11 protein-coding genes and 1 other RNA gene are annotated in these 15,557 nt (G+C 42.7%); 6 read left to right on the plus strand and 6 right to left on the minus strand.

Features of this window, described 5'->3' with window-relative positions; translation table 11 throughout:
- Nucleotides 1-36 precede the first annotated feature (36 nt).
- The 4 genes from L2096_RS14250 to L2096_RS14265 form a co-directional block, all read right to left on the minus strand.
- Nucleotides 37-1,719, minus strand: coding sequence for a ShlB/FhaC/HecB family hemolysin secretion/activation protein (locus L2096_RS14250; protein WP_502801300.1), 1,683 nt, complete (start codon nucleotides 1,717-1,719; stop codon nucleotides 37-39).
- 285 nt (nucleotides 1,720-2,004) lie between these two features.
- Nucleotides 2,005-3,351: an OprD family outer membrane porin gene (locus L2096_RS14255; protein ID WP_250365705.1), complete on the minus strand. Its 1,347-nt coding sequence runs from the start codon at nucleotides 3,349-3,351 to the stop codon at nucleotides 2,005-2,007.
- Between the two features lie 80 nt (nucleotides 3,352-3,431).
- Entirely contained in the window at nucleotides 3,432-4,817 is a 1,386-nt protein-coding gene (locus L2096_RS14260) for an MFS transporter (RefSeq protein ID WP_004935711.1), read from the minus strand.
- 170 nt (nucleotides 4,818-4,987) lie between these two features.
- Nucleotides 4,988-5,932 carry a dihydrodipicolinate synthase family protein gene (locus L2096_RS14265; protein ID WP_004935709.1) on the minus strand — a complete coding sequence of 315 codons (945 nt, stop codon included), beginning with the start codon at nucleotides 5,930-5,932 and terminating at the stop codon, nucleotides 4,988-4,990.
- A gap of 182 nt (nucleotides 5,933-6,114) precedes the next feature.
- Between L2096_RS14265 and L2096_RS14270 the strand changes: the two genes are divergently transcribed.
- Nucleotides 6,115-7,005: a LysR family transcriptional regulator gene (locus L2096_RS14270; protein ID WP_250365706.1), complete on the plus strand. Its 891-nt coding sequence runs from the start codon at nucleotides 6,115-6,117 to the stop codon at nucleotides 7,003-7,005.
- 32 nt (nucleotides 7,006-7,037) lie between these two features.
- Here the strand turns inward: L2096_RS14270 and L2096_RS14275 are convergent, their stop codons facing one another.
- On the minus strand, nucleotides 7,038-7,946 hold the full coding sequence (locus tag L2096_RS14275; protein WP_250365707.1) for a LysR family transcriptional regulator: 909 nt from the start codon (nucleotides 7,944-7,946) through the stop codon (nucleotides 7,038-7,040).
- A 253-nt stretch (nucleotides 7,947-8,199) separates the two neighbouring features.
- On the opposite strand from L2096_RS14275, the gene L2096_RS14280 reads away from it, so the two are divergent.
- The 4 genes from L2096_RS14280 to L2096_RS14295 all read left to right on the plus strand — a co-directional run bounded on the left by L2096_RS14280 (nucleotide 8,200) and on the right by L2096_RS14295 (nucleotide 13,472).
- Nucleotides 8,200-9,078: an NAD(P)-dependent oxidoreductase gene (locus tag L2096_RS14280; protein WP_250365708.1), complete on the plus strand. Its 879-nt coding sequence runs from the start codon at nucleotides 8,200-8,202 to the stop codon at nucleotides 9,076-9,078.
- Nucleotides 9,079-9,092: 14 nt separating this feature from the next.
- Entirely contained in the window at nucleotides 9,093-10,601 is a 1,509-nt protein-coding gene (locus L2096_RS14285) for an aldehyde dehydrogenase family protein (RefSeq protein ID WP_250365709.1), read from the plus strand.
- 3 nt (nucleotides 10,602-10,604) lie between these two features.
- Entirely contained in the window at nucleotides 10,605-11,759 is a 1,155-nt protein-coding gene (locus tag L2096_RS14290; RefSeq protein ID WP_250365710.1) for a M20 aminoacylase family protein, read from the plus strand.
- Between the two features lie 363 nt (nucleotides 11,760-12,122).
- Nucleotides 12,123-13,472, plus strand: a complete 1,350-nt coding sequence (locus L2096_RS14295) for a DUF3100 domain-containing protein (RefSeq protein WP_250365711.1) — start codon at nucleotides 12,123-12,125, stop codon at nucleotides 13,470-13,472.
- An 86-nt stretch (nucleotides 13,473-13,558) separates the two neighbouring features.
- Here the strand turns inward: L2096_RS14295 and ssrA are convergent.
- Nucleotides 13,559-13,918: a transfer-messenger RNA gene (gene ssrA, locus L2096_RS14300) on the minus strand.
- Between the two features lie 130 nt (nucleotides 13,919-14,048).
- On the opposite strand from ssrA, the gene glpK reads away from it, so the two are divergent.
- Nucleotides 14,049-15,536, plus strand: a complete 1,488-nt coding sequence (gene glpK / locus L2096_RS14305) for a glycerol kinase GlpK (protein WP_250365712.1) — start codon at nucleotides 14,049-14,051, stop codon at nucleotides 15,534-15,536.
- Nucleotides 15,537-15,557 lie beyond the last annotated feature (21 nt).

Below are 15,557 nucleotides of genomic sequence, written 5' to 3' on the forward strand. Positions count from 1 at the left end.
GCACACCATTGGACGGTCGCTTTGATCGTCTAATGCTTAATAGCTCCAGTTCACACTAAAGCCCGTGGTGTAATGGTCTGTTCTAAAGTTATCTGGTTTTTTCAGCGGAGCGCCCACAAAGACGTCGTAACTCATGCGCAGTGGCGCGATCTGGCCACGTAAACCCACGACACTGCCCAGCAAGCTTGTACCTGGCAATGGATTCGGCTGATACGCTGTGCGTCCACCCACTTCACCGTAGTCAATACCGGCATACCAGTAATGCGGTTGACTTAAAATCGAACCGCTCAATTCATTTCTCACCAAAAAGCCGTTATCGGCCAGTAGGGTTTGTTCGCCATCAAAGCCACGTACGGTATAACGGTTACCAATCGAGAAACGGTCTTGTGGGGTTAAAGGTTTGTTACTTCGTTGCATACGCCATTCGGCGGTATATTGCAGATTCTGCGCGCCCACTTTAAATGGTACTTGCAAGCTAGCATTGGCCTGTAAAATTCCTACACGGGTATATGCTTCATCAAATGCTTCTTCGGGTGCACGCATGGCTCCCAGCCAGCCTGTGCCTCGTTTATAGGTCAGATTGGTTGCTAAAGTCGCATTAGAGAAATATTCAACATGATCCAGCATGGCTTTCCAGCCTGCGGTTTTTCGGCGTTGCACTTCAACTTCAACATCTTCAATATAATTTCGAGACTGACGCGACCAGCCTCCCACCCCGAGTGAGGTTTTTCTGTGCGCATCCCGATAGATCACACGCGAGAGATCGACACCCACCAATTCACTTTCGCCGCTATATTGATAGCTCTGGCTGGCACCTGCCACGGTCTGGTTATAATCCGATTTGCTGTAGCTACTGGTGAGCAACCAATAATCGAACGGGATGGTGTAACTTATATACACCCCATCGCTGCCGTGTTTTCCAGAACCTCCCCCCAAATCATGGTTGTAACTGACATAAAATAAGTCATTGAGTGTCAGTAAATGATCGAGCGATACGGTGGCCGTTCCCAGATAACGTCCAGTTGATTTAGCGCCTGAGTCATCAAGGCTTAAATTGATGCGGTAAGGTTTCGATTGCTGCCATGCAAGCATGACATCGCTATAACCCGGTGTATTGTTATTTTCGGCAGGTTGAATTTTAAAATCTGCTTCAACTGTTGGTACACGTTTAAAGTTTTCTAGGCCTTGTTCTAGATCACGTATATTGAGCACATCACCCGATTTAATCGGAAGCGCATTGATTTTGTGCGCGCGTACCGAGGTGCCTTGAGCAAACTTGACCTGATCGATTCGCCCAGGGATCACCACCATACGAAGCTGGCCTGAGGCAATATTTTGTGCAGGCAGTAAAACCCGTGTCGTAACATAGCCATCTGCAATGATCCGGTTTTGCACCAGATTCAACACTTGATTTAAGCCTTGTACACCAAGGCATCTGCCGATGACATTATTTTGCCCATGCGTCACGTCTTTAAGTGTGTACTGAAATTGCTGAGCACCATCCCCATCAAGTAGAATCGACTGAATGGCAAAGCACGGCGTTTCAGAATTTGATTGTAGGAACTGACGTTGATTCGCCGTGAGCGCGGGAGCGTTTTGTCCCAAATTGACGTTGACCGACGGCTGAATCTGTTTTTGTAAGGCCTCATCACGCTGTTGCTGCAAAATCTGATAGTTTGCCGCATCAATCTGCTGCTGCGGATTCGGTTCAGCAGCCATTGCTGCGCTATACGTACCCGTTAAAGCTAAGGCCAATACTGTTTTTTTAAAAGATATTTGAAGCTGAGCATGCATATTTTTCATTATTGTAAAATAAAAGTGAGAACCAGTTAACAAAATAATAGCAAGCTTTACATTTTTGTAAATATTTTTTAGACAGATTTGTCTTTATAATTTAAAAAAAATAATAAAAGACCCAAATGATGAATTTGGGACTGGTCGTTATTGTTTCACTTTCTTAGATACTTATTATTTCCAAATTTTCATTTACAGTTTAATAGCGCATTAAAATGTATAACGATAATTGATCAGTAAGCGATGCTGATCCCAATCTTTTCGGGTCATTCCATTAATTTTTTCGCCTAACGCAGCATGCTCAAATTTGGAATCATAATGCAGATATGAATAACGAAAATCCAGATTCTTTATCCAAGGTACACTGTAGCTAAAGCCAATATCGTAATAACGTTCCTGACCTTCAATCTCGCTGCTGATGTTACTCTGGTGCGCACCAAATCCATAAGCGTATTTTAATTCAGTCTTGAGGCCCTGAATCATATCCGACCAGTTATATCTAAAGCGAAGCGCAACCGCCGTCTCGTCATTGTTGGTAAAATCTGGCCCTATAGCAGAAGACGTCGGAAAAGGATTGGTCCCATGATCCTGAGTCATTCCCCCTATACGATCTGAATGCGTCGAAAAGTTATCTTCAATCCAGAAACCATCAAATTTTGAGATTGCTACACCCAGTTCAAAACGCTTGATCATCCAGTTAATATCAAAAAAATAGCCGTTCCCACGATTAGATATCTGTTGTCCTTTTATACAATCCAGATCCGCTTCTGCTGCGCACTTAAACAAATTTCCATCATCTCTTGAGAAGAATGCACCGCCTGTCAATAACCATGTACTGGACGCAAACGGCAATTTATATTGAATCGTTGTGCCGTACTTTTCTAAATAATCCTTACTCTTTAAGTATTCGGTATTTAGCGTCCATTGCTGCGTTTGATATTTCGCACCAATCAAAGCCACATAAGGAATATGTTCGTTGTTATCTGTTACTAACTTTTCAAAGCTGTCCATACTACGTGGCTTCCAGCGGTCATAGTAGGACAGATAAGTATTGAGCTCGGGATTCAGCTTAAATTGAGCACTAACGCCTGAAAATGTATCGGGTACAGCTCGGGTATTGGTACTTTTTAATAATAGTGAATCTTGCAGCTGACGACCGATTTTAATCTCGCTCCCCTCGCCCAATTTGGCTTTAACATAGAGCTGTCCCAAAACTGCAAAATTCTGTGCCAGTTTGCCATTATTTTCAACTTCAAGCAGCTGCGCCGTAGGTTTACCCGTATCAAACAGTTTCGATACCGCATATATAGAACCATCTATTGCCAACCAGTCATGCCAATATACCGAACGGTAATTTAGTTCCATCCCTATCGCACTTTGCTCATAGCGGCTGGTCGTCGGGTTGGGATTGAGTAATGTTGGATGTGCAACGCCTTGATCATTCCAGTAACGGGTATTGAGTTTAAGTTCGAGTTGGCCATAGTTCTGAGGTATATCTGCATGGCAAAATGCAGTGTATCCCAAGCCAAATACGCTTAATAATAAGCCCTTATTCATTTTAAATATCCTTTTTTAAGCATGAATAAAAACACTGCCTAACCTTTCAGCTAGGCAATTTTTAGATATGTCATATAAAGTTAAGGAGAGAGTTTCTCTAAGACTTGGCCCTTGGTTTCGATGGCAAACCAGAACGTCACCAATCCACCAATTAGTGCCACAATTGCCAGTACGCTAAATACATACTGAATGCCATAACCTCCAACAATTAATCCTACAATTACTGGCCCAATTGCAGATCCTGCACGTAACCAAGCGGTACTAAAGCCGATTCCCATCGCACGTAAACGTGTCGGATACAGCTCAGCAGCATAGAGATATAGAGAAAATGAGATGGTTTGTAAAATTGCATAACTGAGCGTAGCGAGTACCACAACCTGTATCGCAGATGTTGCGCCAAGCACAGACAGGCTCATTAAAGGAATAATCGCCAAAAAGAAAGCAGCACTATACCAAGGGCGGCGGCCCACTTTATCAATCATGAGCGCACAAATGATCGAAGCAATCACCCCGACTCCCGAGGTAATCCAGCCATAACCAAGGCTGGTCTGCAATGGTAAGCCAAAATGCTGTTTATATAGTGAAGGTAACCAGGTCACCATAGCGTTATTCACCATATATACGCAAAACCACATTCCCCACAAAGTGAAGGTACGTTTACGATAGATTCCCTGAAATAGCTCACGCCAGTTGGTTTTCGCCATTGCCTGTGGATTGATATCTTTCACGACAGGTTCAGGAAGTGCCTTACCTTGTTTTAACGCCCCCTGTTCGAAAATTTTCACAACTTTATCGGCTTCAGTAAAACGTCCCTTCGAGGCGAGCCAGCGTGGTGATTCAGGTAAGAAAAAACGTAATGGAATAACCAGTAAAGATGGAACCAGCCCGACAATAAACATGACTTTCCAACCATAAATCGGCATCAGAAAATATGCAGCCATTCCTGCAAACATCAGTCCCATCGGGAAGAGCACTTCATAAAGCAAGAAAAATTTGCCACGTTTTTCTGCTCCAATAAACTCATTGATATAAGCACTCGCGACAGGAACCTCACCACCTGTACCTACACCTTGTAAAAACCTAAAAACCAGTAACGATAATCCGCTCCATGCAAATAAACATGCAATATCCATCATCACAAACAACATGATGGTAAAAAACAAGACCCGTAGCCGCCCTACTTTTTCAGCCAAAGAACCAAAAAAAATGGCACCTATGAGTTGGCCAACATAACCCGCTGCAATGATGGCACCCACGTAGGCTGGAGTTAAATGCCATTCTGTAATCAGCTGGGGTAAAGCAAAGGCAATTGCAAGTACGGTATAGGCATCAAAAAAAGTGGCTATTCCAATGGTGATTCGCATGAATTGCAATCGTTTAGTGACGGGTAGTCGCTCTAATCGTGCAATGATGTGTGCATTTTGTTGATGATGACGAATTGATTCTACATCCGCTAGATTGGTCATCTCCGTTCTCCTTATCAACTACATTCCTCGTAGTTTTGTTGTTTTATACCTAAACCGTTTGACTAAAAATCGCACGCATATTTTCTTGTTATTTTTAAATGACATGCCCGATTTTTACCTCAGGCAGAGTAACCTAAAAAAAGGCTAGCGCATAGGCTAGCCTTTTTTCTTCAAGCGACTGCTTGAGCGAGATTGACCTTTCCAATGCCAGCCTGGCGCATCGCTTCATGAATCTCCTGCTCTGCCCCTTCTGCCAGTGGAAGTAAAGGTGAACGAACAGTTGCATGATCTAGAATCCCGCGTGCAACCAAAGCATGTTTGAGTGCGACGGTGCCTTCCATATGCGATCCGCGGTGGTAAACATTACGTGTGACAGGAAGCAGCTGATCGTGCAATGCTCGTGCTTTCTCGTAATCTTTGGCTTTACCTGCCTTGATCATTTCAATCAATAGCTCTGGAGCAATATTGCCATAGCCGACCAAAGCACCATCTACATCAAACATGGTATGTAGAAGATATTCATCGTGGCAGGTCAATACCTGTAAATCAGGACGCTCACGGCGAATAATCGGAATTTCGACATCCCAACGACGCATGTTTCGCACACCATTTTTCATGGCAAATACGCCAGGCTGTGCAGAAATATCGAGTAAGGTATCTAAATCATAAGTGGCTTTAGTGGCATCTGGATATTGGAATAAAATTGAAGGTAAACCACTCTCTTCATAAATTGCTTTGTAACGATCTTGTGGAGCACCTTTTTGATATCCAAAACGTAGCCAGCCATGCGAAGGGTAAATGAGTCCTGCCGATGCACCTGCACTGACTGCACGCTTTGCTTCTTCTGCCGCAACAGACGTACCTTCAAGCGTAATCCCTGCAATTACAGGAATTCGATCATCGACAGATTTGACAAAGCTTTCAATCACCTGCATCTGCTCTTTTTGTGAAAGAAATGTACCTTCACCTGCGTGGCCTAAAACCACTAGGCCTTTTACGCCATCGATACTACCTAACCAAGAACCTAAGCGCTGAATCGCGTCGTGATCTACCGCACCATCGCGTGTGAATGGTGTTACTGGTGCTGGGGTAAGTCCACGTAAATCTAAGCTCATAACCGTACTTCCTATACTATGTGATTTATCATTCTCATTCGCCCTTAAGCAGGGTTCATTTTTGATTTCAGAGAACATAAATGGAGTATAGAAAGAGTTCAGATATAGAGGAATTACCATTTCTTGCATTTCAGTTATACTGTTTTTGTATACCTTTTTTTAAAACGATTCAGGATTGATCGATGAATTACGCGTTATGGAAAACCTTTTTAGATGCAGTTGAATTAGGAAGCTTAAGTAAAGTCGCAACGCTACAAAATACCAATCAGCCGCAAATCAGCCGACAAATCAATGAACTTGAAGCCGTATGTGGAGGCCGGCTATTTAACCGGACAGGCCGAGGTGTCGAACTGACCGATTTAGGTCAGCATTTATTGCCCAAAATTTATGCATGGATCAATGTAACCGACCAGTTTAATAATGAGATTTTACACTCAACCGATACGCCTGTTGGCACAGTCAGGATTGCCAGCTTACCCTCTACCGCGCACCCATTACTCACCACGCTCTATAAAGTACTTCAGCAAAAATATCCGCTTATTAAGTTATCGGTTCGCGAGGGGCAAGGCGTACATTTGGAAAAATGGCTTGAAGAAGGTAATGTCGATCTCGCTTTACTGTATCGGTTTAGTCCAACCCCTAAACATGGTGATATTTATCTGGCCGAAGCGGATACCTATCTGGTCAGTTGCGCAAATGACCCTCTCACCCAAGCCAAAGAGATCGAGTTTAAAGCCATTGAGCACCTTCCTCTGGTTACCTTTTGCCGGCCAAGTAACTGGCGTAATTTTCTTGATCATATGGCTTATGAACACGGGCTAAATCTAAATATTGTATTTGAAGCAGATTCAATTAGCCTGCAGACACATCTGGTTGCTGAAAATGGACTATATAGCTTGTTGGGCCCTCAAGCATTAATCAAGGCATCTCAATATACGGCAGTGAACGCCGCAAAAATCGTAAATCCTGAGTTGAAACGTTATATTTCGCTATCGGTTTCAAAGCATGGTTATCTTACACCTGCCTGTAAAGCGGTGATGGAGGAGATCAAGCGTATCGCAGATCTTCTGTAAGTTTGCCTTAAAGCTTTTGAAGTTCGAGTAGTTTAATCGTGATCACGCTTTTTCATTTCATAAACTAACATGTGCAACAGCGTATTAGAAGCGTTGCCCAATTGCCTGCCTAATCGAGTAATAATATGCGATTTTGTTTGCGCAAATGTCGGATGGTGCAATGGAAGTGCGATGAGATCAGGATATAAATGTGCATGATGTTCAATGGTGAATTTCGGTAAAAGGGTAATTCCGCCATTTATCGCATATGCTTTTAAAGTAGATAGATTGTTGCACTCCAAAGTTGGGGTTAACACGACCCCTGTGAGATTTTCCACCTGAGAAATAATTTGTCGAATTCCGTGTGAAACATCCGTTAAGGCAAGTCGATATTGATTCAGTTGACTCAATTCAATTGGACTTATTTGTGCAAGCGGATGCTCTTTATGAAGAATAATAGACAACGGATGATCCATTGCTAAGTGACTACGAATTTTGGGATCTCTTGCCGGATTAAACACCAATCCTAGATGTGCCTCATCTTCCGTTACTTTTCGAATCACCTCGTTACTGCTACAAATCGATAAATGCAACTTAATCTCGGGAAATTGTGAAGAAAACTCACTGAGTAAGCCCGCAACATCGTCAATATATCCTTCACCCATTGCAATAAAGATGTGTCCCTTTTGCAATCCCTGTAAAGATTGAAGATTTTCTAATAGCAATTCCTGCTGAATTAAGTAGGCTTTGTAATATTTGAGAACTTCTTCGCCAGCTTCAGTGGCTTTTATCCCACGTCGATGTCGTTCAATTAATGTCACCGCAAGTTCTTGCTCAAGTTGGCTGATCTGTCGACTCACCGCAGAAGGTGCAACATCCAGCGCATCCGCAGCAGCACGGACACTCCCTTTATTCACCGCTTCAAAGAAAAATTTAATACGGTTTTCGTGCACATAGCTCATTCTTTTAACCTAACTTGTGTGTTGCGCTAAAAGCAACAAACTTTAAGAATCGTTGTTATTGATAACCAATTTGTCTGATATCTATACTCGTATTCATAAATCTTGTAAAGCATATTTGACCGTTATAAAAGCTTAAACAGACCAAACCAATCATGACTTGGTCAACATCTCAAACGCTTCTAAATACGCTTTGGCTTTGCACAGATCTTGATTTAAACCATCTTTAGCGCATTGAGCGTTACGAGTATCAAATATGAAAGTAGGTGTATTAGGGTTAGGTAATATGGGAGCGGGTATGGCCGCCACACTCGTTTCAAAAGATTTTGAGGTTTACGGATTTGACTTATCAACACAAGCAATTATCGAAGCGCAAAAGCATGGTGTACAGCCAGTAAAAAATTTAAAAGAACTTCTGGATCATATTGAGATTCTAATTATTTCATTACCCAAAGCTGAACATGTTGAAGCAGTTATTTTCGGTGAAAACGGTGTACTAACACGGGGTCACGCTGGCTTAATTATCGTCGATACAACCACCTCGACACCAGAAACGAGTCGCAAAGTTGCCGCAGCGCTTGCAGAAAAACAAATGTATTTTGCTGACACACCTGTATCTGGTGGACCAAAAGGTGCTGCAACTGGCACGATGAGTATGGTAATTGGTGCAGAAGATGACGTCATGCATAAAATCAAACCTGTGCTGGAAGCAATGAGTACAACACAAGTGCATGTAGGTGGAGTTGGCGCAGGAAATATTACCAAAATTGCCAATAATCTTTTGGCAGCAGCACATTTAATTACCACCGCAGAGGCCATGAGCCTTGCTGTTCATTGCGGAATAGACCCAGAAAAACTGTTAGCGGGCATTAATGCAGGTTCAGGCCGAAGCGCAGCAAGCCAAGCCATGTTTCCACAGTGGGTACTCAATAAAGCCTACAACTCTGGATTTAGTATGGGGCTCATGCGCAAAGATGTAGGACTGGCCCAAGATATGGCTGATGCGCTTGAACTCGACTTACCTGTATCTAAAAAAATCGTGGCTTTGTGGCGTGAAGGCAGTAAGCCACAGCTCTCCGACACAGATGATTTTACAGCGATTGTAAAACATACCGATCTCGAAATTTTTGGATAAGGACAAAGAACATCATGTTTCAAGAATTAAAAAATATTATCAAGTCTTACTTAGGTACAGAACAACTCGGAAGCTGGATTAATGGTGAACTCGTCATTGGAAAAGGCGAACTCATTGAAATGCATTCAGCACATGACAATCAGGTTACGTTTAGCTATCCAGATGCAGATGCGTCGATTGTTGCCTTAGCAAGTGATGCGGCAAAACAGGCACAAAAACAATGGTGGAAACTGACTGCTAAAGACCGTGGTCGAATCATGTACATGATAGGTGCCGAGATTAGAAAAGAAATTGACGGTTTAACACACATTGAATGTGTCACCTCAAATAAACCTTACAACGACGCACGCGGTGATGTGGTTCGTGTGGCAGAAATGTTTGAATACTATGCAGGTTGGGTTGATAAATTTCATGGTGAAGTTATTCCGGTACCGACCAGCCATTTGAACTATGTGCGTTATGAAGCCATGGGTACCATCATGCAGATTACCCCGTGGAATGCCCCCATGAATACGTGTGGCTGGCAGGTTGCTCCTGCCCTTGCTGCAGGCAATGCCGTCATTTTAAAACCATCCGAATTAACCCCGATTAGTTCGCTGGTTGTCGGCATTTTAATTGAGCGTGCAGGTGCACCTAAAGGTCTGGTCAATGTTATTTTGGGTTATGGCCACACAATTGGCCAAGAACTGATTGCCAAAGCAGATATTCGAAAAATTTGTTTTGTCGGTTCACCTGCAACGGGTAGTCATATTGCGATGGCAGCAGCAAAACGTTGTTTACCATGTGTCTTAGAGTTAGGTGGAAAATCTGCCAATATTGTCTTTGAAGATACACATTGGGATCATGCCGTCAAAGGTGCAATTTCCGCAATTTTTGGTGGCGCAGGTCAGAGCTGTGTATCTGGGTCACGTCTTTTGGTCCAAGAAAGTATTTACGAAAAATTTGTATCTGATGTTGCTAAGGCAGCTCAAAAAATTCGTGTTGGTCATCCTGAAAGTAAAGATACAGAAGTGGGCCCAATCAACAATATCAAACAATATACCCATGTTTGTAATATGCTAGAAAAGGCAGCACAAGAAGGTGCAGAAGTAGTGGGCGATGTGATTTCAGTGCCTAAGACAGATGGCTTCTATATCAACCCAACGGTGCTTAAAGGCCATAATGCCATGTATGTCGCGCGTGAAGAAATCTTTGGTCCAGTGGTCATTGCTATTCCATTTAAAGATGAAGAAGATGCTATCCGCATTGCCAATGACAGTCGTTTCGGTTTGGCAGGTGCAGTCTGGACCAATAATGTGGCACGCGCACATCGTGTAGCAGCGCAAATCAATGCGGGTACATTCTGGATTAATGGCTATAAAACCATTCATGTCAGTTCACCATTTGGGGGTTACGGTGACAGCGGTTATGGCCGATCTTCAGGAATTGATGTACTTCGAGAGTATAGTGAAGTAAAAAGTGTTTGGGTCGAAACATCTGATTCCCCCACTTTTAGTTTTAATTATGGTGCTGGAGAGGGATAAGCTATGAACATTTCTAAAGTCTTTATTGATGAAGTCATTACTTGGCGTCAACAATTCCATCGCTTCCCTGAAATCGGATTTCAGGAAATTCAAACCTCAAAACGTATCGCTGATTTGTTACGCTCGTTTGGCTTGGATGTGCTAGAAGGCATTGCTGGCACAGGTGTGGTGGCAACTTTAGAAAATGGCTCTGGCCCAGTAATTGGACTTCGTGCCGATATGGATGCCCTACCCTTTACCGAGCTGGCAGATATTCCGCATAAGTCATGTCATCACGGTACCATGCATGCCTGTGGTCATGATGGACATACTGCAATACTTTTAGGGGCGGCCAAATACCTAAGTGAACAGCGAAATTTTCATGGAAAAGTGCATTTCGTATTTCAGCCTGCTGAAGAAGGTTTAGGCGGTGCAACCAAAATGCTTGAAGAAGGTTTGTTAGATCAGTTTCCAATGTCTGCTATTTATGGTTTACATAACTGGCCAGGACTTCCTGCTGGCCATATTGCCGTCAATCCTGGCGCAATGATGGCATCTATGGATACCTTTGAAATCCAGCTTGAAGGTAAAAGCTGTCATGCTGCTATGCCGGAATTAGGGTTTGATCCAATTGTGGCAGCTGCCCAGCTCATTCTGTCGATTCAGACCATTAGCTCTAGACGATTGGCTGCTCAAGATTCTGCTGTACTCAGTATCACTCAAATTCAGGGAGGTGAAGCAATCAATATCATCCCTGAATATGTCACGATCAAAGGTACCTTTCGTTGTTTAGACCCTCAAGTTCGTCAGCAGGTCAAACAACTCCTTCAAGATCAGGTTGAGGCGCTCCCTCCTGTACACGGCGTAAAAGGAAGTATCCAATTTTTTTCCGCTTATCCAGTGACAATGAATCATACAGATGCAGCCATCACCATTCGCGATGTCGCCCAAAAACTATTTGGAGATTCTAAAGTTCACTGGAATATCAAACCTTCTATGGCATCAGAAGATTTTTCATATTTTTTAGAAAAATGTTCTGGTGCATATTTTTGGCTAGGCGTCGATGGAGTAGAACCATCCAAACCACTGCATAATGCTTATTATGATTTTAATGACAATGTCATTGAAACGGGTATAAAATTTTGGATCGGTTTGGTTGAAACCACCTTATCAAAATAATCATCAAAATAAATATTTAAAAAATCTCTTATAGCCTCTATAAGAGATTTTTTATTTCCATCAGTAAATTTAAAATGCACTTTTATTATGCAAATTTATTTTAATTTTAAAAAATATTTTGAAAAGCTTATGTTCTAATTTAAGCAACAAAATTTTATGTTTTTAGCGCTCAACCATCCATCCAAAAATTCATAACAAGTTATTGAAAAATAAATAATTAAACATGAAATTTAGTGTTTTTATTTTGATGCACATCATTTGAGCATTGTATACATATTGCGTATTATAAAAACAGGAAATCATGGCATATATTTTGCAATTTTATTAATAAATAAATTATGCCCACTAAAAGGAAGAAGTAAAATGCGAGATAATGTTTTTAATATGAAAACCAACGCAAGAAATATAAATTATGGATACGGATATATAATATTATCTGCATTTCTCATCATTTGTATTGCCGAATCTATTGGTACAATTAATATCCCTTTAGGCTCCGGAAAAATTGCCTTACTTCCGATGGTATGGGCTCTGATTTTAGGTTGTACATTTGGCTTACTGAGTCAAAAACAATGGATGCCACTTAAAATAGATAAGCCTTTACAGATTAAAAGTGCACATATTCTTTACCCTGCACTGCTTGTTTTTATCGCCAAACAAGGGCTGATTGTAGGCTCATCGATTCCACTGATTATTCAATCGGGTTGGGCATTATTGTTTCAAGAGCTCGGGCATTTTGTCGGTACCATTTTATTTGCAATGCCAATTGCCTTGTTACTAGGTATCAAACGCGAATCAATTGGTGCAACATTTTCTGTCGGACGCGAACCTAGTCTAGCCATCATTACCGAAAAATATGGATTAAATTCTGCCGAAGGCCGTGGTGTTTTAGCTGAATACATAACGGGAACATTAATTGGTGCTTTATTTATTGCTATCGTTGCCGGTTTTATCGCGAGCTTGAATGTTTTTCATCCATTATCTTTAGCTATGGCCTCAGGTATTGGCTCTGGTAGTATGATGGCTGCAGCAGCGGGTGCTATTTCTGCTCAAGTCGATCCGGCCACGGCTGAACAAGTGATGGCTTTGGCTGCCGCGTCTAATCTATTAACCACAACACTTGGCACCTACTTTACTTTATTTATTTCACTCCCGTTGGCCATTTATGCTTATAAGATACTCGAACCAGTTTTAGGGCGTTTTTCTAAAAGAAATCAAGTAGAACAGCATGACAATGAGTTTCTTTATAGCACCGTAAAAGAATCTGAAGAGGAAAAAACCAAGTTAAGTTTAGCTGAAAAAGCCTTCACTTGGATTGCACTTATTTCATTAGCGACAACAGCAAATACCATTTTAACTGGAAAATTTAGCGCTACCGTGATCATTGCGGGTGTTATTTTAGTTTTAATCTCAATATTGGGAGATCTGATCTACCATCTTACTGGCAAGAAAGTTCCAACGGTTTGCTATGTATCGATTATCGCGATGTATATGGCTTCTCCATGGTTTCCTTGGCATGAAACAGTTACAGGAATTGTGGGTGAGATTCATATATTATCTGTAATTACCCCTATGCTGGCATTTGCAGGCCTTTCAATTGCAAAAGATATTCCTGCTTTTAGAAAACTGGGCTGGCGTATCGTGGTCGTTTCTTTATGCGCAAATTTTGGAACTTTTATTGCAGCGGCGTTTGTGGCTGAATTTTTTCACTAAAAATTGAATGAGTTATCCGATTTTTAAAAACATTAAAACAAAATAAAAAAAGCCCCAAATGATGAATTCGGGGCTTTTTCGAATTTTGGTGGAGATGGCGGGAGTTGAACCCGCGTCCGCCAGCACTACACTCGAGAATACTACATGCTTAGATATCGTCTATTGATTTAACACCAAGCGACCCGACGAACAGGGTACAAGGCGCGATCCTCTAAGTTTGGTATAAAGCCCCGAGGCTTGGCTCTATACGGACTTGTGTGCGTGCGCTTCGGTCGGGTTCCTAAACCACAAGTATTCTAGGAAGCGGACAAGCTGCCCTTAGGCAGCTAGAGCGTAAGTTTCGTCGTTTGCGACTATAAAAATGCAAATTTTATTTACGAGAGAAAATGCGCTCTCGGCATGCATCTATGAGCTTCATCACCAGCGTCGAAGCCAATAACATCCCCAGATGAGTTTTACACTATAGCACAACCCTGAAAAATTGCTATGCAATTTATAACCAACTAAACAGCAGTCATGTATTTAACCTGATAATTGAGCTACTATTTTATTTTTCAAGACCATCACTATAAAAATATGAGCTACTTGCTTGCACTCGACCAAGGAACCACCTCTAGCCGCGCCATTATTTTTGACGAAAAAGGTCATATCCATGCCACTGCTCAGCGCGAAACCCGTATTAAAACACCGCATTCTGGCTGGGTGGAGCAAGATGCCAATGAGATCTGGTCTAGTCAGATTGCTGTCATCCAACAAGCGTTGGCTTCCGCTCATCTTCTGGCCAAAGATATTAAAGCTTTAGGGCTAACCAATCAGCGCGAAACTACTGTGGTTTGGGATAAACGCACAGGCAAAGCGTTGGCGCCAGCGATTGTCTGGCAAGATCGGCGTGCTGCATCGTGGTGCAATCATTTAATCGAACAGCAAATGCTGGATACCGTACAGCAAAAAACTGGGCTACGCATCGATCCGTATTTTAGTGCAGGCAAACTGGTGTGGTTACTCGAACATATTGACGGACTTCGTGCTCTGGCCGAACAAGGCCATGTGGCGTTTGGCACCATCGACAGTTGGCTGGTATGGAATCTAACCCAAGGTGCCGAGCATATTATTGAAGCCAGTAATGCTTCTCGTACCATGCTCATGAATCTTTCAACACAAACATGGGACGAACAACTTCTGGCTCAGTTTAATATCCCCCATCAAATGCTGCCCACGATTATTTCATCAGATGCCTACGTTGCAGACACGGCACCTGGCTTACTCGGCAGTACCATTCCCATTACCGGTATTTTAGGCGACCAGCAAGCTGCGTTGTTTGGTCAGTCGTGCTTCGATGCAGGGGCAGCCAAAAATACCTATGGCACTGGTTGTTTTATGCTGTTCAATACGGGCGACCACCTCAAATTAAGCCAAAACCAGCTCCTGACTACCTTGGCGTGGCAATGCCAAAATCAAACCCGCTATGCTCTTGAGGGCAGCGTATTTATGGCTGGGGCAATTGTACAATGGCTGCGGGATGGACTTGGAATTATTCAAAACAGTGCGCAGGTCGAACAATTGGCGCAGCAAGCCAAAAGTAGTGACGGCGTGATTTTGGTGCCTGCATTTACCGGACTTGGTGCCCCTCACTGGGACAGCGAAGCCCGAGCACTACTATGTGGAATGTCACGCGGAACCACAAAAGCGCATATTGCACGCGCTGCACTTGAAGCGATTGCCTTTCAGGTTTCGGATGTGCTGTGTGCCATGCAATCTGATTTGTCTCAACCGCTTAAAGAATTACGCGTCGATGGTGGCGCCAGTCAGAACGATATGCTGATGCAGTTTCAGGCCGATATTTTAAATGTACCCGTACTTCGTCCCAAAATGCTTGAATCGACCGCATGGGGCGCTGCTGCCATGGCGGGTTTGAAAGCGGGTGTGTTTTCAAATCTGGATGAAATCTCTGCCTCTTGGCAGCTTGATCGTACCTTTGAGCCTGCCATGCAGCAAGATCAACGTGAATCACGATTGTTTGAGTGGAATCAGGCACTGAAACGCGCAAAATCTGAGTTAATTTAATTCAAAAAGCTGCAACGAATT

It is taken from the genome of Acinetobacter sp. ACZLY 512, from assembly GCF_023614015.1.
GTDB classification, from domain to species: domain Bacteria; phylum Pseudomonadota; class Gammaproteobacteria; order Pseudomonadales; family Moraxellaceae; genus Acinetobacter; species Acinetobacter soli.

Excerpts from the sequence above, each read along its gene's own strand:
- L2096_RS14265 (WP_004935709.1), bottom strand. The coding sequence starts at position 5,932 with ATGAGCTTAGATTTACGTGGACTTACCCCAGCACCAGTAACACCATTC.
- L2096_RS14270 (WP_250365706.1), top strand. The coding sequence starts at position 6,115 with ATGAATTACGCGTTATGGAAAACCTTTTTAGATGCAGTTGAATTAGGA.
- L2096_RS14255 (WP_250365705.1), bottom strand. The coding sequence starts at position 3,351 with ATGAATAAGGGCTTATTATTAAGCGTATTTGGCTTGGGATACACTGCA.
- L2096_RS14260 (WP_004935711.1), bottom strand. The coding sequence starts at position 4,817 with ATGACCAATCTAGCGGATGTAGAATCAATTCGTCATCATCAACAAAAT.
- L2096_RS14285 (WP_250365709.1), top strand. The coding sequence starts at position 9,093 with ATGTTTCAAGAATTAAAAAATATTATCAAGTCTTACTTAGGTACAGAA.
- glpK (WP_250365712.1), top strand. The coding sequence starts at position 14,049 with ATGAGCTACTTGCTTGCACTCGACCAAGGAACCACCTCTAGCCGCGCC.
- L2096_RS14290 (WP_250365710.1), top strand. The coding sequence starts at position 10,605 with ATGAACATTTCTAAAGTCTTTATTGATGAAGTCATTACTTGGCGTCAA.
- L2096_RS14250 (WP_502801300.1), bottom strand. The coding sequence starts at position 1,719 with ATGGCTGCTGAACCGAATCCGCAGCAGCAGATTGATGCGGCAAACTAT.
- L2096_RS14295 (WP_250365711.1), top strand. The coding sequence starts at position 12,123 with ATGCGAGATAATGTTTTTAATATGAAAACCAACGCAAGAAATATAAAT.
- L2096_RS14280 (WP_250365708.1), top strand. The coding sequence starts at position 8,200 with ATGAAAGTAGGTGTATTAGGGTTAGGTAATATGGGAGCGGGTATGGCC.
- L2096_RS14275 (WP_250365707.1), bottom strand. The coding sequence starts at position 7,946 with ATGAGCTATGTGCACGAAAACCGTATTAAATTTTTCTTTGAAGCGGTG.